This window comes from Holophagales bacterium, from assembly GCA_016719485.1.
GTDB lineage: Bacteria > Acidobacteriota > Thermoanaerobaculia > UBA5066 > UBA5066 > UBA5066.
This window is the reverse complement of record JADJZB010000008.1, coordinates 55355-75578: the sequence shown is the minus strand read 5'-3', so window position 1 is coordinate 75578 and position 20224 is coordinate 55355. Positions and strand designations below refer to the sequence as shown.

At 70.3% G+C, this 20224-nt stretch carries 18 protein-coding genes; 8 read left to right on the top strand and 10 right to left on the bottom strand.

The window, feature by feature from the left end; translation table 11 throughout:
• Nucleotides 1-31 precede the first annotated feature (31 nt).
• Nucleotides 32-301 carry a hypothetical protein gene (locus tag IPN03_06750; protein ID MBK9373425.1) on the bottom strand — a complete coding sequence of 90 codons (270 nt, stop codon included), beginning with the start codon at nucleotides 299-301 and terminating at the stop codon, nucleotides 32-34.
• Nucleotides 302-311: 10 nt separating this feature from the next.
• Nucleotides 312-911 carry a TetR/AcrR family transcriptional regulator gene (locus tag IPN03_06745; protein ID MBK9373424.1) on the bottom strand — a complete coding sequence of 200 codons (600 nt, stop codon included), beginning with the start codon at nucleotides 909-911 and terminating at the stop codon, nucleotides 312-314.
• A gap of 210 nt (nucleotides 912-1121) precedes the next feature.
• Between IPN03_06745 and IPN03_06740 the strand changes: the two genes are divergently transcribed.
• The 4 genes from IPN03_06740 to IPN03_06725 all read left to right on the top strand — a co-directional run bounded on the left by IPN03_06740 (nucleotide 1122) and on the right by IPN03_06725 (nucleotide 5312).
• The gene (locus tag IPN03_06740) at nucleotides 1122-1799 is read left to right on the top strand and encodes an FKBP-type peptidyl-prolyl cis-trans isomerase (GenBank protein ID MBK9373423.1); all 678 of its coding nucleotides are present in this window, start codon (nucleotides 1122-1124) and stop codon (nucleotides 1797-1799) included.
• A gap of 124 nt (nucleotides 1800-1923) precedes the next feature.
• The gene (locus IPN03_06735) at nucleotides 1924-2196 is read left to right on the top strand and encodes a ferrous iron transport protein A (protein ID MBK9373422.1); all 273 of its coding nucleotides are present in this window, start codon (nucleotides 1924-1926) and stop codon (nucleotides 2194-2196) included.
• Nucleotides 2197-2249: 53 nt separating this feature from the next.
• Nucleotides 2250-4106: a ferrous iron transport protein B gene (gene feoB, locus IPN03_06730; protein MBK9373421.1), complete on the top strand. Its 1857-nt coding sequence runs from the start codon at nucleotides 2250-2252 to the stop codon at nucleotides 4104-4106.
• Between the two features lie 9 nt (nucleotides 4107-4115).
• Entirely contained in the window at nucleotides 4116-5312 is a 1197-nt protein-coding gene (locus tag IPN03_06725) for an MFS transporter (GenBank protein ID MBK9373420.1), read from the top strand.
• A 207-nt stretch (nucleotides 5313-5519) separates the two neighbouring features.
• On the opposite strand, the gene IPN03_06720 is transcribed toward IPN03_06725, so the two are convergent.
• The 5 genes from IPN03_06720 to IPN03_06700 form a co-directional block, all read right to left on the bottom strand.
• Nucleotides 5520-5666 (bottom strand): hypothetical protein, encoded by a 147-nt coding sequence (locus IPN03_06720; GenBank protein ID MBK9373419.1) that lies wholly within the window; start codon nucleotides 5664-5666, stop codon nucleotides 5520-5522.
• A gap of 169 nt (nucleotides 5667-5835) precedes the next feature.
• Nucleotides 5836-7899, bottom strand: a complete 2064-nt coding sequence (locus IPN03_06715; GenBank protein ID MBK9373418.1) for an SDR family oxidoreductase — start codon at nucleotides 7897-7899, stop codon at nucleotides 5836-5838.
• A gap of 58 nt (nucleotides 7900-7957) precedes the next feature.
• Nucleotides 7958-10384 carry a glycogen/starch/alpha-glucan phosphorylase gene (locus IPN03_06710; protein MBK9373417.1) on the bottom strand — a complete coding sequence of 809 codons (2427 nt, stop codon included), beginning with the start codon at nucleotides 10382-10384 and terminating at the stop codon, nucleotides 7958-7960.
• A 51-nt stretch (nucleotides 10385-10435) separates the two neighbouring features.
• Nucleotides 10436-10777 carry an STAS domain-containing protein gene (locus IPN03_06705; GenBank protein MBK9373416.1) on the bottom strand — a complete coding sequence of 114 codons (342 nt, stop codon included), beginning with the start codon at nucleotides 10775-10777 and terminating at the stop codon, nucleotides 10436-10438.
• 27 nt (nucleotides 10778-10804) lie between these two features.
• Nucleotides 10805-11137: an STAS domain-containing protein gene (locus IPN03_06700; GenBank protein MBK9373415.1), complete on the bottom strand. Its 333-nt coding sequence runs from the start codon at nucleotides 11135-11137 to the stop codon at nucleotides 10805-10807.
• A 104-nt stretch (nucleotides 11138-11241) separates the two neighbouring features.
• On the opposite strand from IPN03_06700, the gene IPN03_06695 reads away from it, so the two are divergent.
• Together IPN03_06695 and IPN03_06690 are read left to right on the top strand one after the other, a co-directional pair.
• Nucleotides 11242-12651: a peptidase M14 gene (locus IPN03_06695; protein MBK9373414.1), complete on the top strand. Its 1410-nt coding sequence runs from the start codon at nucleotides 11242-11244 to the stop codon at nucleotides 12649-12651.
• Between the two features lie 35 nt (nucleotides 12652-12686).
• Nucleotides 12687-14735, top strand: coding sequence for a hypothetical protein (locus IPN03_06690; protein ID MBK9373413.1), 2049 nt, complete (start codon nucleotides 12687-12689; stop codon nucleotides 14733-14735).
• 48 nt (nucleotides 14736-14783) lie between these two features.
• Here the strand turns inward: IPN03_06690 and IPN03_06685 are convergent, their stop codons facing one another.
• The 3 genes from IPN03_06685 to IPN03_06675 all read right to left on the bottom strand — a co-directional run bounded on the left by IPN03_06685 (nucleotide 14784) and on the right by IPN03_06675 (nucleotide 17608).
• Entirely contained in the window at nucleotides 14784-15236 is a 453-nt protein-coding gene (locus IPN03_06685) for a nuclear transport factor 2 family protein (GenBank protein MBK9373412.1), read from the bottom strand.
• A gap of 67 nt (nucleotides 15237-15303) precedes the next feature.
• Nucleotides 15304-15771, bottom strand: a complete 468-nt coding sequence (locus IPN03_06680) for a DUF3592 domain-containing protein (protein ID MBK9373411.1) — start codon at nucleotides 15769-15771, stop codon at nucleotides 15304-15306.
• A 436-nt stretch (nucleotides 15772-16207) separates the two neighbouring features.
• Nucleotides 16208-17608, bottom strand: coding sequence for an aldo/keto reductase (locus IPN03_06675; protein ID MBK9373410.1), 1401 nt, complete (start codon nucleotides 17606-17608; stop codon nucleotides 16208-16210).
• A gap of 96 nt (nucleotides 17609-17704) precedes the next feature.
• Here IPN03_06675 and IPN03_06670 point away from each other — a divergent pair, with 96 nt between their 5' ends.
• Both IPN03_06670 and IPN03_06665 read left to right on the top strand, forming a co-directional pair.
• A complete protein-coding gene (locus IPN03_06670; GenBank protein ID MBK9373409.1) occupies nucleotides 17705-19012 on the top strand; it encodes a hypothetical protein in 1308 nt (435 codons plus the stop codon).
• A 39-nt stretch (nucleotides 19013-19051) separates the two neighbouring features.
• Complete coding sequence (locus IPN03_06665; protein MBK9373408.1) at nucleotides 19052-20209, top strand: site-2 protease family protein; 1158 nt, start codon at nucleotides 19052-19054, stop codon at nucleotides 20207-20209.
• Nucleotides 20210-20224: the final 15 nt, after the last annotated feature.

The following is a 20224-nucleotide window of genomic DNA, read 5'->3' as shown; positions in this document are numbered from 1 at the left end:
GAACGAGGGCGGCTGGCGAGGGGGGGCGGGCTCAGCGGCCAGGGTACATCCGGTCCCAGCGGGCCTCGCGATCGCAGAGGTCCTCCTCGAGCGCGCACTCGCCGCAGAGGAGGCCCGATTCCTCCCACTCGTCCAGGACGGTGTTCGTGCAGCCCGCCCGCGCGCACGCGACGCGCCGGGGAACCCGGGGTGTCGCGGGGGGCGTCCCGCCCGCCCGGCGGAAGAACGGGAGGGCGAAGCGGAACCGCTTGCGCGCGGGGACGTTCGACCGGATCCCGGGGTCGGGCAGTTCGGCGCTCATGGGTGTCCTTTCAGGAATCCGCCGTGCGGCAGGCGTCCACCAGCGCGCCGAGGGCGCGGCGGGCGCGGGTCTCGGCGGCCGGGTCGTCCAGGAGGCGGGAGGCGTGGTGGTAGGCGAGCATCACGCCGTACATGTCGTTGGCGAACTGCTCGGGGTCCGTTTCGGGCCGGAACTGGCCTTCCCGGACGACCGACCTCACCAGGTCGGCGAGGAAGTCCATCCAGGCCTGCTGGAGCTTCACCAGAAGGTCGCGGCTCGGCCCGGGGCGTCCGTCGAGGTCGGTCGCCATGGCAATGAAGAAACACCCGCCCGACAAGGGGTCCGACTGCGACCAGGCCAGCCAGCGGTCGAAGAGTCCCTGGATGCGCAGGGTGCCGCGCGGGGCCTCGAGGGCCGGCTTCACCACGTTCTCGACGAAGCGCGCGCCGCCGTACTCGAGGACCTGGATCTGGAGCGCTTCCTTGGAGTGAAAGTGTGAAAAGAGCCCGCTCTTGGAGAGGTCGAGCTCCTGGGCGAGGCGCCCGATCGAGAGACCCGAGAGACCGACACGGCTCGCGAGCCCGACGGCGTGCCGGAGAATGGCCTCCCGGGTCGTGTCGCCCTTTCCCATGGCCATAAAATAGCACGACCGTTCGTTCTTTCGCGAGAAACCTGAATTCACGCCGAGCCCTATTCCGCGTAGCATCCGCCGACGCTCGCCCGCGGGCGGCCCGTTCGGGCTTTCTCTTGCGGACCCCGAGCCCACTAGAAAGGAGTCCTCGATGTTCCGCAACCGCACGTCGGCCGTTCCGGCCTTCGCTCTCGCCCTGCTCCTCGCCGGGTGCCAGAAGGACGCCGGCGCAACCGCTCCGGCAGCCGCCCCCGCGCCGCCGTCGAGCCGAAGACCGACGACGAGAAGACCCTCTACGCCATGGGAATCGTCATGGGCCGCAACCTCGCCGGTCTCGAGCTTTCGGCGACCGACCTCGAAATGCTGAAGATCGGGCTGACCGACGAAGCCCTCGGCAAGGACAAGAAGGTCTCGCTCGAGGAGTTCGGCCCGAAGATCCAGGCCTTTGCGCAGGGACGCGTCGGCGCCGTGGCCGCGAAGGAGAAGGTGGCCTCCGAGGCATACCTCGCGAAGGCGGCCGCGGACAAGGGGGCCCAGAAGAAGCCCTCCGGCCTCGTCTACACCGAGATCGCGGCCGGCAGCGGGCCCAACCCCGTGCCGAGCGACACGGTGAAGGTCCACTACACCGGCAAGCTCATCGACGGCACCGTCTTCGACAGCTCCATCCAGCGCGGCCAGCCCGCCGAATTCACGCTCGGCGGCGTGATCCCCTGCTGGCAGGAGGGTGTCCAGCTCATGAAGAAGGGCGGCAAGGCCCAGCTCGTCTGCCCGTCGGCTCTCGCGTACGGCGACGCCGGCTCGCCCCCGAAGATCAAGCCGGGCGCGACGCTCATCTTCGACGTCGAGCTCCTCGACATCGTGGCGAAGGCCGCCGCCCCGAAGAAGTAGTCCCTGCGTCGCGGGGCCGGCAGACCGGCCCCGCGACGGTGGTCCCGCATCTTGACGTGCCGCCGCAGTGAGCGCATGCTGCCCGGTGGCTGAGATCGGGTTTCATCTCTCGCCGGCCCTGAACATGCCTCACACACGACACCCCGCCACACTCCTCGACCTGCGAAAGGGAGAGGAGGCCGTTCTCGACCGGATCGACCTGCCCGCGGACATCTCACAGCGGCTGATGGAGCTCGGGTTCCTTCCCGGGAGCCGGATCGCCGCCTCGTTCCGCGCGCCGGGCGGGGATCCACGGGTCTTCCGCGTCGACGGCACCGAGGTGGCCCTGCGCTGCGAGACCGCCGCCTGCCTCCATCTTCGTCCGGCCGCCAAGAAAGGCGCCGCGAGCCCGTCGTGACGACCCCGGACGGCCTCCCGGCGCTCACGGGCACACCGCCCGGAGCGAACGCCCTGCCCGCCGCGGGCCCCCGCCCCGCGCGCGTGGTGGCGGTCGTCGGCCCCCCCAACTCCGGCAAGTCGACCCTCTTCAACCGCCTCACCGGGCTCCGCCAGAAGGTCGCGAACTTCCCGGGCGTCACCGTCGAGCAGCACCTCGGGAAGCTGAGGATGGAGGACGCGGCCGAGCTCGACATCATCGATCTCCCCGGCGTCTACAGCCTCACGCCGCGCTCGGAAGACGAGCAGGTGACGCACGACGTCCTGATGGGGCGGATGCCCGGGGTTCCGAAGCCCGACACGATCCTCCTCATCCTCGACGTCACGAACCTCGGCCGTCACCTCGTCCTGGCCGCGCCGATCCTCGCCCTGGGATTGCCGACCCTCGTCGTCCTGAACATGGCGGACGAGCTGGAGAAGCGCGGCGGCGACGTGGAGGCCGAGGCTCTCGCCCAGCGCCTCGGCGCGCCGGTGGCCCTCATCAGCGCGGCCAGCGGCGAGGGGTACGACACGGTCCTGCAGTTCCTGCGCGGCCGCATCGGCATCCCGCGCCCGATGGACCTCCTTCCCGTCCTCTCCGACATCCCCCGCTGCCGCGAGTGGGCCGCGCGCCTCGGCGAGGCGGCGAAGTACCAGGCCCCGGCGCCTCCAATCTGGACACGACGCCTCGACGGCGTCTTCCTTCACCCGGTCGTCGGCCCGCTGACGTTCCTCGTGGTCGTCGTCGCCGTCTTCCAGACGATCTTCAGCGCCGCCACGCCCCTCATGGACCTCGTCGACCAGGCCGTCGGAGCCTCCGGCGCGTGGCTCGGCACGGTCCTTCCCGCCGGTGTCCTCCGTCAGCTCCTCGTCGAAGGCGTCTGGGCGGGAGTCGGGTCGGTCCTGGTCTTCCTCCCGCAGATCCTGCTGCTCTTCCTCTTCATCGGCGTGCTGGAAGACTCGGGCTACCTCGCGCGCGCGGCGCTCATCGCCGACCGGACCATGGCGAAGGTCGGCCTGCAGGGGAAGTCGTTCATCCCGCTCCTCTCGGCCTACGCCTGCGCCGTGCCGGCGATCATGGCGACGCGGACGATCGAGAACAAGCGGGACCGGATCGCGACGATCCTCATCGCGCCGTTCATGACCTGCTCGGCGCGGCTTCCCGTCTACACGCTCATCATCGCGGCGTTCCTGCCGGAGAAGCCTCTCCTCGGGCCCTTCCTCGGCACCCGCGCGGCGGCGCTCCTCGGCCTCTACCTCCTCGGCTTCGTCGCGGCCGTCGCCACGGCACGCGCCCTGAAGTCGTCGGTCCTGCAGAGCGAACGGACCCCGTTCGTCCTCGAGATGCCGCCCTACCGGGCGCCGACGTTCCGCGGTCTCGGCCTCCGTCTCCTCGACAGGGCCAAGGTTTTCCTGCGCCGCGCGGGAACGGTGATCCTCGGCATGTCGATCGCCCTCTGGGTCCTCGCCCACGTCCCGCTGAAAGACGGCACGGCTCCCCAGATCGCCGAGAGCTTCGCGGGGACGATCGGGCGGACCGTGGAGCCGGTCATCGCGCCGCTCGGCTTCAACTGGAAGATCGGCATCGGCCTCGTCACCTCCCTGGCGGCCCGCGAGGTCATCGTCGGCACGCTCGGGACGATCTACGGCATCGAAGGCGACGAGACGGGCGCGAGCCTGCAGGAGGCGCTCCGGCACGACCTGACGCCGGCGGGCGCGGTCGCCCTCCTCGTCTTCTTCGCGTTCGCCATGCAGTGCATGTCGACGATCGCGGTCGTCAAACGCGAGACCGGCGGCTGGACCTGGCCCATCGTGCAGTTCACCTACATGGGCGTCCTCGCCTGGGTCGGCGCCTTCGTCGCCTTCCGCGTCGGCACGGCCTTCATGGCCTAATCTCCCGCCGTGTCGCTCCGCGCCGACCTCCGCGCCCTTCCACGCGCGGTCTGGGTCCAGTGTGCCGCGACCCTCGTGAACCGGGCGGGGACGATGGTCCTGCCATTCCTCCTCCTGTACCTGACGCGTGACCTGGGCCTCTCGCCCTCGTCAGCCGGGGCGATCGTCGCCCTGTACGGCGCGACGGCCCTCGTCACGGCCCCCTTCGCGGGGCACCTCTGCGACCGGGTCGGGACGCACCGCATGATGACGGCCTCGCTCCTCCTGTCGGGCCTCGTCCTCCTCGCCTTTCCCGTCGCGCGGACGCCGCTCGCCGTCGCGGTCGCGACGGTTCTCTGGGCCGTGATCTCTGAGGTCTTCCGCCCCGCCAGCCTCGCGGCGATCGCGTCGGCCGTCGGCCCCGAGCAGCGCAAGACCGCCTTCGCCGTGAACCGCCTCGCGATCAACCTCGGCATGAGCCTCGGGCCGGCGCTCGGCGGGTTCCTGGCGACCTGGTCGTACGGCGCGCTCTTCATCGCCGACGGCCTGACGTCTCTCGCCGCCGCGGCGATCCTCGCGAAGGCGGGACGGCCGGACCGCGTGCACGCGGCGGAGACGCCCGCCGCTGCGAGGCCCGAAAGCCGCCCGGCGCACCGCGATCGCCGCCTCCTCGTGCTCCTCCTCGGCGTCCTGCCGGTGGCCGTCGTCTTCTTCCAGCACGTCGCCGCTATGGCCCTCTTTCTCGTCCGCGACCTCGGGTTCTCGGAAGCCTCGTACGGCCTCCTCGCCACGCTCAACACGCTCCTCGTCGTCGCCTTCGAGGTCCCGCTCAACGCGGCGATGGCCCGCTGGCCGACGGGGAAGACCCTCGCGCTCGGCTCCGTCCTGACGGGCGCGGGCTTCGGCCTCCTCGCCTTCGCCCACGCGCCGGGGATGGTCGTCGTGTCGGTCGTCGTCTGGACGTTCGGCGAGATCGTTCTCTTTCCCGGGCTGAACGCGGCCGTCGCGGACCTCGCGCCGGAGGCGCGGCGGGGCGAGTACATGGGCCTCTACATGATGGCCTTCAACCTCGCCTTCGCGATCGGGCCGTGGGCGGGAACGGCCATCCTCGAAACCTGGGGCGGGCCGACGCTCTGGGCGGGGACCTTCCTCGCGGGCCTCCTTTCGGCCATCCTTCTCTCGCGGACGGCCACGCCCCACGTCGGGGCCGAAGAAGGAAAGCCATGAAACGACTCCAGCGGGTGCTCCTCGTCGCCTCCTCCTCGTCCCTCTCCTCTCCTGCCGAAAGGAGGCGGACCCCGTTCGAGCGGCGATCGACTCCCTTGCCGCGGCGGCCGACGACCGCGACGCCGACGCCGCGGGAGAGGTCCTCGCGGCGGCCTACACCGACGCCGAGCATGCCGACCGCGCCGCGGCTCTCCTGACGATCCGCCGCTACTTCGCGGCGTACGAGCGGATCTCCGCGTCGTTCTCCGACGTCCAGATCGACCGAAAGCCCGATCTCGCAAGGGCGACGTTCACCGCGACGTTCGACGGCGCTCCGAGGAAGATCGGGACGCTCGACGCGATGCTCCCGCGCACGGCGAAAGTGAAGTTCGAGATGAACCTCGTCCCACAGGAGGGGCGCTGGAAGGTCGCGTGGGCGGGATGGCAGCTCGTCTCGGAGGGGATGGGACCCTGACGCGCCGGCACGGCGGACCGCCGGCGAGGCCCCGCCGGATCCCGAGCCCTCTCGGCCTCAAGCTCCGCGTTACTTGAGCTGGAACGCCCTCAGGTCGAGGACCTCGGCGATCCGTCTCCGAAACTCCTCGGCTTCCAGAGAGGCGGCCTGCCGGCCCGATTCCTTCTCGATCCGCGCGAGCGCGTCGGTCCAGACCCGTTCGCGGCGGGCGATCTCGTCGGGGTCCTTCACCTTCCCGAACTCCTGTACGAGCTTGTTGTGCCGGCAGAGCATCCGGAACGCGTAGTAGGTGTTGGGCCGCCGCAGGGGAAGGCCGAGGACCCGCACGTCGTTGCCGACGCTGTGGATGGGCTGACCCCATTCCCCGTAGCCGCCGAAGATCGTCCCGAGCTTCTCGAGCGCGTTCGCGAGCCGCGGCTCGTTCGCCTTCTTCAGGATCGTCGTGATGAGGGGGAGGGTCACGTTGCGGAAGAGGGTCGGGTCGGTGAGGCGCACGTTCACGCCGAGCTCTTCCTTCTCGACCTTGATGATCTCCTCGGTCCGGATCCGGTTGTCCGTCGCGAGGTGGACCCGCTCGCCGATCGCCTCGGGGCGTGTCAGGGCGGCGAGGATCCCCTCGACGACCCGGTCCACGGTGACGAGGTTCAGCTCGGCGGAGCGGTCGGCGGGGAAGACCATCGCGACGGAGGCGATGGCCGCGGCCTTCGACTCGCCGAACGGCGTCGACTTCAGCGCGTCGAGCGCCTCCTGCGCGCGCCCGAAGGCGTTCACGGGGGCGTTGACGACCTTCGTGTCGCCCCGGTTGTTGCCGGTGCGCGAGTCGCCGATGACGATGGCGGGGAGGAGCTGGACGACGCGGAGGCCGTCCACGACCATGTGCTGGTCGGTCTCCATCGAGGCCATCGCCTTCGTCAGCTCGTAGAAGTTGTTGTAGAAGTTCTTGGGGAAGACGAGCGCGTTCTCCTGCGCCATCGACCGCTTCTTGCGGCCGTGGATGTAGGAGGTCTCGATGGCGACGTGGAGGATGAACCTCGATCCCTTCGCCCGCTGGAGGCGGAGGGAGAAGGCGAGGGCGTTCTTGCAGCCGAGCACGTTCGCCCTGAAGGAGCTCTCGTAGGTGTCGTCGAAGGAGACGGAGGCCGCGCAGTGGATGACGTGCGTGACCGTCTTCTCGAGGGTCGCCAGGTCCTTCTCGCCGATCCCGAGAAACGGCTTCTCGATGTCGCCGTCGATGAACCGGAACTTCCGCGCGGCGCGTCCGCCGATGCCGATGCGGGAGAGGAGGAGGAGGCCCCGGTCGGTGGGCGACAGGATCCGGACCACTTCCTTCGTCTTCGGGTCCCGCACCGTCTGGGGTCTCACGACCGAGACGATCTCGGCGATCCGCCTGTCGGACGCGGCCTGGGCGAGGATCTCCTGGCCGAGGAATCCCGTCGCGCCCGTGAGGAGGACGCGCAGTCCGGGGCTGCGCCCACGGGCCGCGAGCGCCGCGCGGGCGTCGTCCTTGAGCCGGGCGATCCGGGCCTTGACCTCCCGCTCGGACAGGCGTGTCGCCTCCCGGAACTGGAAGAAGAACTCGCGATCGACGACGCCGATCGCCTGCCGCGCGCCCCGCTCGATCGCCTTCGAGCCGGTCACCTGCCCCAGCCTGCCGGCCATCCGGACTCCCAGCTCGTTGAGCTTCTTCATCGCGTCGCGGACGGAGTCCTCGTTGCCGGTCACCTGGATGAGGCGGCTCGCCAGGAACTGGGCGGTCACCTCGAGCGGGTTCTTGTCGCGGTGGGCCTGGATGAGGAGCTCGTCGGGCTCGATGGGGCGGAGGACCTCGCGACCCGTCACCGAGCTCATCCGGGCGATGTAGCGCGAGGGAGAGCTCCTCCAGAGGAACTCTCCCTCGGGATTCACCTGGGGGCTCCAGTCGGCGATCGGCTCCCCGGCCCGCGCCGCGGGGGCCTTTCTCGGTGCGGCGGCCGGCACCCCCGGCGTGGCGACGGGCTTCCGCCGTTTGGTGGCGGGCCGCTTCACGGGGGCGGCGGGGGCCTTCGAAGCGATGGGCCGCTTCACGGGGGCGGCGGGGGCTTTCGAGGCGGGTGCAGCGGCCGCCGGGCGGCGGCGGGGCGTCGGTTTCGGCATGGGACTCCTCCGGGGCACCCGATTGTGCCTTGAACGCCCCCCGGTTCGAAATCCCGCGCTAACGCGGAGCGTTCCCTCCTGGCGGGACGGGCGTCAGGTTCCAGATGTCGCGGGCGTATTCCCGGATCGTCCGGTCGGACGAGAACTTGCCCATCCGGCCGACGTTGAGGACCGCCTTGCGGGTCCAGCCCGCCGGGTCGGCCCACTGCGACGACACCCGCTCCTGCGCCGCGGCATACGCGTCGAAGTCGGCGAGGTGGAAGTAGGGGTCGTGGTTCTCGACGACGTGCTCGAAGAGCCACGAGAAGATCCCCGGCTCGAACGGCGCGAAGAGGGGCGTCTGGAACGCATCGAGGACCCGCTTCACCCGGGGGTCGGTCTCGAAGACCTGCCGGGCCGAGTACGTGCCGGAGCCCTTCAGTCCCTCGATCTCGTCGGCCGTGTGCCCGAAGATGAAGATGTTCTCCTCGCCCACCTCTTCCATGATCTCGACGTTGGCGCCGTCGAGCGTCCCGATCGTCAGCGCGCCGTTCATCGAGAGCTTCATGTTGCCGGTCCCGGAGGCCTCCATGCCGGCGGTGGAGATCTGCTCGGAGAGGTCGGCGGCGGGGATGATCCGTTCGGCGAGGGAGACACGGTAGTCGGGGAGGAAGACGCACTTGAGGAGGCCCCGCACGCGCGTGTCGCGGTTGACCCGCTCGCCCACCGAGTGGATGAGCTTGATGACCTGCTTGGCGACCCAGTAGCCCGGGGCCGCCTTCCCGGCGAAGACGAACGTCCGCGGCGCCTTCGGCTCGATGCCGTCCTCCACGATCCGGAAGTAGAGGTGGACGACGTGCAGGGCGTTCAGGAGCTGCCTCTTGTAGAGGTGGATCCGCTTGATCTGGATGTCGAAGAGCGAATCGGGATCGGCCTTTACGCGGGTCAGGTCGGCGATGACGCGCGCGAGGCGCTTCTTGTTCTCCCGCTTCACGTCGCGGAATCGCTCCCGGAAGGCCGCGTCCCCGGCGAGACGGTCGAGCGGCTCGCGCAGCAGGCCGTAGTCGGTGACCCAGCCCGGACCGGCGACCTCGGTCAGGAGCGCGGCGAGGCCGGGGTTCGACTTCAGGAGCCAGCGCCGCGGCGTGACGCCGTTCGTCTTGTTGTTGAACCGCTCCGGGTGGAGGCGGTAGAGGTCGGGGAAGAGGTTCTCGGTGATGAGGCGCGAGTGGAGCGCGGCGACGCCGTTGATCGAGTGGCTCCCGGCGGCGGCCAGCTGCGCCATCCGCACCTGCTTCGGCTCCCCCTCCTCGATCATCGAGACGCGGGCGAGGATCTCCTGGTCCCCGGGCGCGCGGTGAGCGACCTCGTCGAGGAAGCGCCGGTTCACCTCGTAGATGATCTGGAGGTGCCGCGGGAGGACCGTCTCCACGAGCGGCAGCGGCCACTTCTCGAGCGCCTCGGGGAGAAGGGTGTGGTTCGTGTAGCCGAGCGTGGCGACCGTCATCTCCCACGCCCGCTCCCAGACGATGTCGTGCTCGTCGACGAAGAGGCGCATCAGCTCGGCGACGGCGAGGGCGGGGTGCGTGTCGTTGAGCTGGATGGCGATCTTGTCGGAGAAGCGGTCGATGGAGTGTCCCTCGCGCAGGAAGCGCCGGAGGATGTCGCGCAGCGCGCAGGCGACGAAGAAGTACTCCTGCAGGAGCCGCAGCTCCTTGCCCTTCTGGACCTTGTCCGAGGGGTAGAGGACCTTCGAGATCGTCTCCGACCCGATGGCCTCCTGCACCGCCTGGACGTAGTCGCCCGAGTTGAAGTTCTCCATGTCGAAGTCGTCGGAGGCGCGGGCCGAGTAGAGACGCAGCGCGTTGACCGTCTCGCCTCCGTACCCGACGACCGGCATCTCGTGCGGGACGCCGACGAGGATCTTCCAGTCCATCCACATCGGGTTGTACTGGCTCTTGCGGTCGATCGTGTCGACGATGCGGCCGTAGACCGGGACGAGGACCGCCTCCTCGGGGCGCTCGACCGTCCAGGGCATCGCGGCGTGGAGCCAGCGGTCGGGCCGCTCCTTCTGGTAGCCGTTGTCGATCTCCTGCCGGAAGAGGCCGTACTGGTAGAAGAGGCCGTAGCCGAACCCGGGGAGGTGGAGCGTCGCGAGCGAGTCGAGGAAGCAGGCCGCGAGGCGGCCGAGGCCGCCGTTGCCGAGCCCGGCGTCGACCTCTTCCTCGCGCACCTCGTCGAAGTCGTGGCCGAGGCCCTCGAGCGCCTCCCGCACCGCGTCGTAGATGCCGAGGTTGTGGAGCGAGTCGCCGAGGGAGCGTCCGATGAGGAACTCCATCGACAGGTAGTAGACCCGCCGGGCACCGGCCTCCTTGTAGCGCTTCTCGGTGGCGAGGAGGCGTTCCCACGCGAGGTCCCTCACGGCGAGGCCGAGGGCCTGGAAGAGGTCGCCTTCGGTGGCGTCTTCCCAGGCCTTGCCGAGAGAGTGGGCGACGTGCCAGCGCAGAGCCGTCCTTCAGCTGTTCCGCCGTCGCGGCGAGCGGCGGGGCGGCGACGCTCACTTCGACCCCATCGCCGCCACCGCGTCCTCGAGCGTGTCGTGGAGCGGGAGGACCTTGTCGAGCCGCGTGAGCCGGAAAACGGCCCGCACGGCGTCTCGCGTCCCCGCGATCCTGAGCTCGCCCCCCTCGGGGAGGCCCTTGACGAGCGAGAGGATCGACGCGAGGCCGGCGCTGTCGATGAAGGCGACCGGAGACAGGTCGAGGACGATCTTGGGCGCGCCGCCCGTGAGCGCGCCCGTCATGCGTGCCTTGAAGTCGGGGGCGGAGAGCGCGTCGAGGCGGGAGTCCTCGATCCGGGCCAGGATGAAGGATTCCTGGGGCTCGATCGTCAGGTTCATCGTTCCTCCGTTCGCCGGTTCGGCGCCTCAGGCCCAGAGTCGCGCGAGGGCCGTTCCTTCATCGTCGTACGCCTCGAGGATCTGGTCGAGCCGGGTCAGCCGGAGAATCGACGCGACCGTGGCCGAGGGCGAGAGGAGGACGACATCCCCTCCTGCCGCACGGGCCGCCTTGAGAACGGAGAGGAGCGCCGACAGGCCGGACGAGTCGATCCGGCGGAGGGCCTGGAGGTCGAGGACGAGGCGCGCCCTCCCCCTGCCGAGGACCTCCTTCAGCGCCTCACGCACCTCGGGCTCCGACCAGGCGTCGAGGGTTCCCGAGAGAGAGACCACCTCGACGGGTCCTGCAGAACGGCAGGTGATGGCGACTTTCCCTTCCGTCACGGGCAGGGGCAGCTTGCCACTAGACGCGGAAGTGTCAAGGCGGACCGTACCCCTCCCGGCCGATTCGCTGGTACCTTCGGGGGATGCCGGGCGCGCTCCTCCTCGCCACCCTCCTGGCCACCGCCGCCCCTCCCCCGTCCGAGGCGCCCGCCCCACCGCCGGAAGCGCTCCAGGCGGCCTGGGCACCGGCTCGCGTCTCTCCCCCGTCGGGCTCGTACGCGCCGGAAGCGCTCGTGGCCGATCTGGAGCGGCTCGCCGCGCGGAGCGAGGGTCTCGTCCGGATCGAAGAGAAGGGCGTGTCGGCCGAGGGGCGACCCATCCTCCTCCTGGCGACCGGGAGCGGTCCCGAGAAGGTCCTTCTCTGGTCCCAGATGCACGGGGACGAGCCGACGGCCACCTGCGCCCTCGTCGACCTCCTCTCGCATCTCGTCGCTACCCGTGCCGAGCCGGCCACCCGGCAGCTCCTCTCCCGGCTGACCATCCTCGCGATCCCGATGCTCAACCCCGACGGCGCCGCGAGGAACGACCGGCGCAACGCCCAGGGGATCGACATCAATCGCGACGCGCTCCGCCTCCAGTCACCCGAGGGGCGGTTTCTGCGGGAGGTCCGCGCGCGCCACAGGCCCGGCGCGGGCTTCAATCTCCACAACCAGAGCCCGCTCGTGGGGGCCGGGGAGGCGGGCCTGCAGGTCGCGCTCGCCGTCCTGGCCGTCTCGAGCTCGGAGAGCGAGCCCGACGGCCCGGCGCTCGCCCGCAAGAAGGGGCTTGCCGCGCACATGGCCAGGGTTGCCGCGGTATTCGCCCCGGGGCGCGTCGCCCGGTACGGCTCGGACTACACCGAGCGCGCCTTCGGCGACTCGATGTCCCGCTGGGGAACGCCGACGGTCCTCGTCGAGACCGGCGGCTGGCAGGGGCCCGGCGAGGAGGAGCGGCTCGTCCGCCTCAACTTCGTCGTTCTCCTGTCGGCCCTCCACGCCCTCGCCCGCGGGGAGGAGGCGCTCGACGCGCCTTCGTACGAGGCGCTTCCGCGAAACGTCCGGGGCCGGTTCGTCGAGCTTCTCCTTCGCGGCGCGACGGTCCACGGCGGGCGCGGTCTCCCTCCCTTCACCGCGGACCTGGCCTTCGTCCGGCCCCGGTCGTTTGCGGGCGACGGCATGCGCCTTCTCGGGGCGGCGCTCGCCGACGTCGGAGACCTCGCCCACATGCGGGGTCTCGAGGAGATCGACGCCGCGGGTCTCGTCGTCGCGCCAGCCCCCGCGGGCGGAGACGCCGGCTGGGAGAAGGTCCTCGCGGGCCTGGCGGCGCGGGGTCTCGCGAGGGACGGCCTCCTCCTCCTCGACGACGCGGCGCTCGCCCGCGAATCGGCCGCCTGGGCGGCCGGAAGGGCGATCGTGCCGTGGACGGAGGTCGACCTCGTCCTCTTCCGGCGGACGGAGAAGGGCCTCTCCCTCGACGGCTTCGTGAGGGACGGATCGCGAACGCCCGCCCAATAGCCTGCCGCACCCGGCCAGACCCAGGGGAGGATTCGTTGAAACCTGGAAACCGGACACCTTTCGCCCTGGCGCTCCTGATCATCCTCGTCGCGGCTCTCCCCGCGAGGGCCGAGACCTTCCGCGCGCTGCTGGACCGGTGGGACGGGATCTCGATCGACTCGTCGAGCCGTGCCGCGAGCGGCCTGGCGCTGAAGTCGGGGCGCCTGACGCTCCGGCTCACAGAGGGCCGGGCGGCCGTCGTGCGTGCCGGAAGCGAGCCGGTCGGGCTCTTCCTTTCCGGAAAAGGAACGGTCGCGTACCTCTCGGACGACCCCGTCGAGCACCCGGTCGTCCGCTACAACGCGAAGAAGAACACAGGCCTCGACGTGACGGAGGCCGGGCCGGGCCTTCTCCTGTCGGAAGCCTTCGACGGGGCGCTCTGGCTCGCGTCGGGCACGGCGCTCCCCGCCCTCCCGGAGGCGCCGGACGGCGGCTCACTCGCGGGCGAGTTCCTCGAGCACCGGAAGCGCTTCGGGAACGTCGCCCAGAGACCCGTCGCGCAGCTCTTCGCGCGCGCCCGCCGGGACGCCCCGACGAGCCCGTACGTCCGCGTCGAGGCCGGCGGCGGGAAGGACGACCTCGTCTATCTCCTCGACGGCGTGGAGGCGCGCTCGGAGTCGCTCCTCGTGGCGGACCGTCGTCGGTGGCTCGCCGAGGCCGGCGACGACCGGAAGTTCCTCGTGACGCTCTCCGACCAGCCGGTCGGCCGCGACCGCCGGGAACCGCTCCGCCCGCTCTTCATTCTCTCCGACGTCGACCTCGCGCTCACGGCCTCCGAGGGAACGCAGGCGGCGCTGACGGTGACGGAGACGTTTCAGCCAGTAGGCGGAACGCCCGGCGTCCTCCTCCTCGACCTCTACGACGTCCTCAGGCGCTGGAACGGCGTCGGACAGATGGAGAAGGGGCGCCTGAAGCTCGGGGCCGTCCTCGACGAGCAGGGCAACCGCCTCGAATTCGACCACCGGGACGATTCCGTCGCCGTGGCCCTGCGGACACCCCTCGCACCCGGGAGGCCGGCGAAGGTGCGCTTCGAGATCGAAGGGGACCTCCTCCACCGTCCGAACGGCGACAACTACTGGGAGCTCGGCACGGAACCGTGGTTCCCGCAGCCCGACATGGGGGGGCAGTACTACACGGTGCATTCGACGGTGAAGGTGAAGAAGCCCTTCAAGCCTCTCGCTCCGGGCCGGACGGTCCGCCGGGTCGAGGAGGGGGACTACAACCTCCTCGAGACGCGGATCGACAAGCCGGTCCAGTTCTTCGTCGTCCTCGCCGGCAAGTACGAGTGGGACGAGGAGACGAAGGACGGCCTCACCATTCGCGTCGCCTCCTACGGCGGCGAGAACCGCGGCGCGTACAAGAAGCTCCTCGGTCTGGCGCGCAAGAGCATCGAGTACTACACCCCGTTCCTCGGCCCCTTCCCGTTCGACGAGTTCAACATCGTCGAGATCAACTCGTACGGGTTCGGACAGGCCCCCCCGGCCTTCATGTTCATCACGACGGAGGCCTTCAACCCGATCCAGGGTGACCTGAACCAGCTCTTCTCCCAGGGGATCAACGAACGCGTCGCGCACGAGATCGCCCACCAGTGGTGGGGCCACGTCGTGAAGATGCCGGGCGGCGACGAGCAGTGGCTCTCGGAGTCGTTCGCCGAGATGTCGGCGGCGCTCCTCATCCGCGACCTCCGCGGCAAGAGCGACTACAAGGGCCTCGTCGCGCACTGGCGGCGGGCCGCGAACGAGTCGCGCGACGTCGCGCCGATTCCCTTCGCGAACCGGGCCTTCGCGAAGAACGACGTCATCACGTCGTCCCGGCATCGGACCGCGCTCCTCTACTCCAAGGGGCCGGTCCTCCTCGAGGCCCTCCACCGCGACCTGGGCGAGGAGCGTTTCCGCGTCCTCCTCGCCACCCTCCAGTCGAACCTCACCTGGAAGTTCGGGACGACCCGCCTCGTCACCCAGATCCTGAACGCCGTGACGAAGAAGGACTACGGGCCCTTCATGGAGGAGAACTACTGGGGCCTGGGGCTCCCGCCCGCGAAATAGGCGGTATCGGCGCCGCCGGCGGATACCGACAGCGCGCACGGCGGCGGATCACGGCGCCTTCGGGCAGGCCTCGTTACCCTTGTCGAAGACGATGCGCCAGCGCCCGTTCTCCAGCCGCCAGATCGAGGTGAACGTGCCGACGAGTGTTCCTGCCGGGTCGCGGACAGGGCCGGAACTGAGGGCCAGCGTCCCCGAGTCGAGGACCTCGACCTGTTCGGGCTCCCACGAGAACGGGGCGGCAGAGCCCTCGTAGTAACGCTTCCACCACGCGGCCACCGCCTCGGCGCCACGCAGGGGCGTGTGCCCCGAGAAGAAGACGGCCTCCTTCGAAAGGAACGAGACGAACGCGGCGTGGTCGCGCGTGGCCATCGTCCGGGCGAAGGCCCGCTCGGTCTCGACGACCTGCTGCCGAAGGCCGGCCGTGGGCCCCTGCGGTGACGTCGAGGAGCAACCGGCAATCGTGAAGGAGGCGAGAAGCAGGGCGAGTCGTTTCGCGGTCATGCACTCATCCTTTCCCCGGCGTGGGCCAGGCGCCCTCCGGGAGCATCTTGATCTGTAATACACGATTTCACGCCTGGCACGAGTCCCGGGGGAACGGGTCACGGAGGTTCCCTGGCTTTCGCGCTACCTTCCCCTTCCCGGTGAAGATCTCGATGGCGAGCCAGACGCCAACGGCCATCGGGAACAGTCCGACCAGGAAGATCCCCCACGAGAACAGCCAGGTTCCGAGATCGAGGACCATCGACTCTCCCGGGCTCTTCGGATTGACGAGAAGCCGGATCGGACCTCTGACCCGGTACCGCTTGAAAGCCGAACCCGTGTCCGAGACGCCGACGTGCTTCTTTCCCTCGACGAAGTAGCGGTAGTACGGGCGGTAGAGCGAGTGCGGTGCCCGGGCTCGGGACTTCTCGAAGCCGGTGACCAATCCCTCAACCCGGAGCCACGTCCAGCGCCGGACCCAGGTCGTCACGATGCCCTTCAAGCCGATCCAGGCGAAGAACCCGCCGACGAACTCGATGAAGAGGATGAAAAGCATGCCTGACATTCGTGGAACCTCGCGCCGGTGTGGGCGGAGATTACCCGGACCGTGCAGGCGGGGGCTCCGGCTCCGTCGGCCGGTCCCGGCGAGCTGGCTCTCGCCGGCGCGGGCGTGCATCCCTCGAGATCGACGCCTGCCTTGACGGCATGCCGCACTTCGTCTCCCACCGACGATGTAATACACGATTTCACGCCTGGCACCGTATCCGCGGCGCCGCACCGCCTATCTCGACGCAGGCAGATCCGTTGGGGGTGTCCCGCCCCCCCCCGGCCCCCCCCCCCCCCCCCCCCCCCCCCCCCCCCCCCCCCCCCCCCCCCCCCCCCCCCCCCCCCCCCCCCCCCCCCCCCCCCCCCCCCCATCCTCCCGCCCGCGGGAAGAACGAGACGGGAGTCGGCCCCGCCCCGGTCATCCGTCCCCGTTCTCCGCCCCGGTCCTACCCCCCGAACGCCCTCACGGCGTCCCGCACGTACTCGGGCCGCCGCATCCCGAGCAGCACGCTCGTCACGCCCGGCACGTCGAGGAGCCCCTTGATCGTCCGCTGCGAGAGGGTTCCCTCGAGCGACTCGTGGAGCGTCTTCGTGACGATCTCGGAGAGCTCGGCGAATCGCGCTTCCTCCCTCGGCGCCAACCGCTCCACCACCCCAGAAGCCGCGTCGAGGATCGCCGCGTCCCACCCGTCGGCCCAGCGGCGGAAGTCGGCGTCGCGGGAGAAGACCTCCCGCAGCTCCGCGAGGAGCTCGGTCCGCCGCGGCTCGACGACGTCGTCCCAGACCTCGCGGAAGGTCGAGAGGTCGAGGCCGCGCTTCTCGAACTCGGCCAGGAGCGGCGAGATCGCGATCAGCTCCTCCGGCGGCGCGACGCCGTTCTCGACGGAGAGGCGGGGCGCGAACGCCTGCGCGAACTCCTCCTCTGCCGTCCGGAGGCGTGCGAGCGCGTCGGCGGACGGCGAGGGGACGGGCGCGAACGGCGCCCCGACCGTCGCGAAACGGTGGAGCTGACCCTGCTTGAACCCGTTCAGCGGCCGGTTCACGAGGACGGCGAGCTCGTGCTCGCGGGCCACGTCGAGGACGCTGCGGCCGTCGACCGTGTGGATCGGCTCGCGGGCGCCCAGCTCCACCGGGTTCATCGGGAGCTGGATCGCGGCGAAACCGGGGCCGGCGAGCTCGAGGACGCGGAGGAGGTCGACCGCGTCGGCCTTGTCGTGCGGGACGACGAACGTGTTCGAGGAGATGCCGTAGGCGCCGATCCGGCCCGCGGCGACCTCCTTCTCGAGCTGCCCGAAGGCGCGGCCGATCCGGTCGTAGAACGTGTCGCGCGCCTCGGTGAGCGGCATCCTCCGGTGCTCGGCGTCCGAGAGGAAGTACTCGGGGTTGTGCAGGAGGAGGAGGTCCACGCGCGGCATCGCGAGCCGCCCGAGCGAGGCCGAGAGCTGGTCGGCGAGGAACTCCGGGGAGATGCAGTGCCAGCAGTCGCGCGAATACTCGGTCATCTCGCGCCAGGGGTCGCCCAGCTTCCGGCGCTCGTGCGCTTCGCGCAGGTTCTGCCCCTGGACGTATCCCGCCTTCGTGACGACGACCACGTCTTCACGCGCCACCTCGCCCGAGGCGGCCAGCTCCTTCAGCACCTTCCCCACGAGGATCTCGCTGTGGCCGTCGCCGTAGTTCGTCGACGTGTCGACGAGGTTCACCCCCGAGAGGAGGGCGAGGCGGAGCGCCTCGCGGTGCCGCGGCACCCGGTCGTCGACGCGGTAGCACCCGAACCCGACGGGGGAGACGGGCGCGTGGAGCTTGCCGAGGGGGCGACGGGTCGACTCGGGGAGGCGGGCCTCGCTCATGGCCCGGAACGATATCGGACGCCGGGTTTCCCTGCCGGATCGGGCCCGGACGGGGTGTCCCGGGCCCCCTCCCGCCGACCCTGCGAGAATCGGCCGATGAGCACCCGCCCCGACACCCCCTGGAACCCCGTGGAGCTCGAGGTCGAGCTCTTCTGCAGGGGGCTCCTGGTCGACGACACCGCCCGGGCCGGAGTGGACGCGCGCCGGGTCGCCCGCACCCGCGCCGGGCTCGGCTCGGGCCTCGAGCTGGTCATCCCCGGCCCCCGCCAGGGGATCTGGGTCAACGTCCCGCTCGACGAGCCCTTCGTCGCCACCTCGCCCCTCACACTCGTGAGGCAGGGCGACGCGTTCGCCGTCCGCGACAGGCGCCATCCCGACGTCGTCTACCCGGTCCGCCTTCCCGACCCGCCCGCCTGGTACGCGCGAACGACGAGCCGGGGCGTTCCGATGACCCGCGTCGGCGTCCTGCAGGGGACCTACCTCGGCGTCTACTTCGCCGAGACCTGCATGTACTGGTACAACACCCCCTCCTCCGCGAACTGCCAGTTCTGCACGACCGGCGTGAACGTCGGCAAGAACGAGGAGCTCGCCAAGAAGGTCGAGGACGTCGTCGAGGTGGCGAAGGTCGCGCGCGAGGAGTCGGGCGTCACCTTCACCCACTTCAACACCGGCTACCACTTCGAGGACGACCCGAAAAAGAGAGCGATGCACGGTCTCGTGCAGGCCCGTCCCTTCGTCTCGGCCATTCGCCGGAACGTCGGCGGATTCATCGGCATGCAGGCCGTTCCCGTCCTGAAGGAGTGCTGGGACGAGTACGACGAGCTGATCGAGCTGGGGTGCGACCACTTTTCCTTCTGCGTCGAGCTCCTCGACAAGAAGTGGTTCGAAGAGATCTGCCCGGGCAAGGCGACGACCGTCGGACAGGACGCCTTCTTCGAGGCGCTCGAGTACACCGCCGGCAAGCTCGGCCGGGGCCGCGTCTCGGGCGAGATCATCGCGGGCCTCGAGCCGGCAGAGTCGACGAAGAGGGCCATCGACCGGATCGTCGCGGCCGGCGGCTTCCCGACCGTGTGCATCTTCCGGCCCCTCGCCGGGAGCAACCTCGCCCACCTCCCCTCGCCCGACCCCGACGAGATGCGCGACGTCATGGCCTACCAGTACACCGCGGCCCGCAAGGCCGGGCTCGCCGTCGGCATCCTCCCGAACATCAAGGTCTCCCTCGTCGTCCAGCCCGAGGAAGGGCGCGAGCTGGCGCCGGAGCAGAGCTGGCTCGACCCGTACGAGTGGAAGCTGAAGGCGCTGCGCACCCTGGCGCGCCCCTACGCCGCCTGGAAGAAGCGGCCCCGGCCGGGGGCACCCGCCTTCGAGCCGGAAATCCCGCCGGGGCCGGCCGTCGGAAATTAAGCGGCGGCCGGGCCCGTTCCGTATCGCCGGGAGATCGTCATGAAGTGGTCGTATTCCATCGCCCGGATCTCGGGCATCGACATCAAGGTCCACGCGACCTTTGCGCTCATCCTCGCCTACGGCGCGTTCCGCTGGGGCTTCCCGAAGGGCTTCGAGGGGGAGTCCTCCCTCCCGGGAGCCGTCTTCGGGATGGGCCTGATGATCCTTCTCTTCACCTGCGTCGTCCTGCACGAGCTGGGGCACAGCCTCGTCGCGCAGAAGTTCGGCCTCACCGTGCGGGAGATCGTCCTCCTTCCGATCGGCGGCGTCGCGCGACTCGAGAAGAACCCCGAGAAGCCGCTCCACGAGCTCCTCATCGCGGCGGCGGGCCCGCTCGTGAACGTGGCGATCGCCGTCCTCCTCTTCTTCGCCGGCGGCCTCGCCGTCAACTTCGGCGCTCTGGAGGGGCGGTCGCTCCTGCAGACGACCGACGGCCCTCCTTCCCTCGTCACCCTCTGGGGATGGCTCTTCACCGCGAACGTCGCGCTCGCCCTCTTCAACCTCATTCCCGCCTTCCCGATGGACGGGGGCCGGATCCTGCGCGCGGGCCTGGCCCTGAAGATGGGCTTCTCCCGCGCCACGCGGATCGCCACCGGCGTCGGCCAGGCCATCGCCTTCGCCTTCGGCCTCTTCGGCGTCCTCAGCGGGAACATCCTCCTCGTCGTCGTCGCCTTCTTCGTCTTCATGGGGGCGGGGCAGGAACGGGCCGAGGAGCAGGCGCGCACCGTCCTGACGACCCTGCGCGTCGGCGACGCCTACAACAAGCACGCCCTGACGCTCAACCCGGGCGACCACGTCAGCAAGGTCGTCGACTACATCCTGACGAGCTACCAGCCCGACTTCGCCGTCATGCAGGGGAACGGTTTCCTCGGCGTGGTGACCCGCGACGACATCCTGAAGACCCTCGCCACCGAGGTGACCGACCTCTACGTCGCCGGCATCATGCGGAGGGACGTCCTCACGGTGCAGGCCTCGCAGGGTCTCGACGACGTCCGGCGGCTCATGGGCGAGAAGGGGGAGCGGATCGTCGCCGTGAACAGCGGCGAGGAGTTCCTCGGTCTCGTCAGCGCCGAGGACATCGGCGAGGCGCTCGTCGTCGCGAGCTTCGTCCAGCTGCGGGACAAGCGACGGGCGGACGCCGCGGCCGAGGAGGCCTGAGCGGCCGGGTCCGGC

Bases quoted from the DNA above. Each gene is read 5' to 3' on its own strand.
- IPN03_06665 (MBK9373408.1), top strand. From the start codon at position 19,052: ATGAAGTGGTCGTATTCCATCGCCCGGATCTCGGGCATCGACATCAAG.
- IPN03_06675 (MBK9373410.1), bottom strand. From the start codon at position 17,608: ATGAGCGAGGCCCGCCTCCCCGAGTCGACCCGTCGCCCCCTCGGCAAG.
- IPN03_06670 (MBK9373409.1), top strand. From the start codon at position 17,705: ATGAGCACCCGCCCCGACACCCCCTGGAACCCCGTGGAGCTCGAGGTC.
- IPN03_06695 (MBK9373414.1), top strand. From the start codon at position 11,242: ATGCCGGGCGCGCTCCTCCTCGCCACCCTCCTGGCCACCGCCGCCCCT.
- IPN03_06685 (MBK9373412.1), bottom strand. From the start codon at position 15,236: ATGACCGCGAAACGACTCGCCCTGCTTCTCGCCTCCTTCACGATTGCC.
- IPN03_06750 (MBK9373425.1), bottom strand. From the start codon at position 301: ATGAGCGCCGAACTGCCCGACCCCGGGATCCGGTCGAACGTCCCCGCG.
- IPN03_06680 (MBK9373411.1), bottom strand. From the start codon at position 15,771: ATGCTTTTCATCCTCTTCATCGAGTTCGTCGGCGGGTTCTTCGCCTGG.
- IPN03_06705 (MBK9373416.1), bottom strand. From the start codon at position 10,777: ATGAACCTGACGATCGAGCCCCAGGAATCCTTCATCCTGGCCCGGATC.
- IPN03_06745 (MBK9373424.1), bottom strand. From the start codon at position 911: ATGGGAAAGGGCGACACGACCCGGGAGGCCATTCTCCGGCACGCCGTC.
- IPN03_06715 (MBK9373418.1), bottom strand. From the start codon at position 7,899: ATGCCGAAACCGACGCCCCGCCGCCGCCCGGCGGCCGCTGCACCCGCC.
- IPN03_06735 (MBK9373422.1), top strand. From the start codon at position 1,924: ATGCCTCACACACGACACCCCGCCACACTCCTCGACCTGCGAAAGGGA.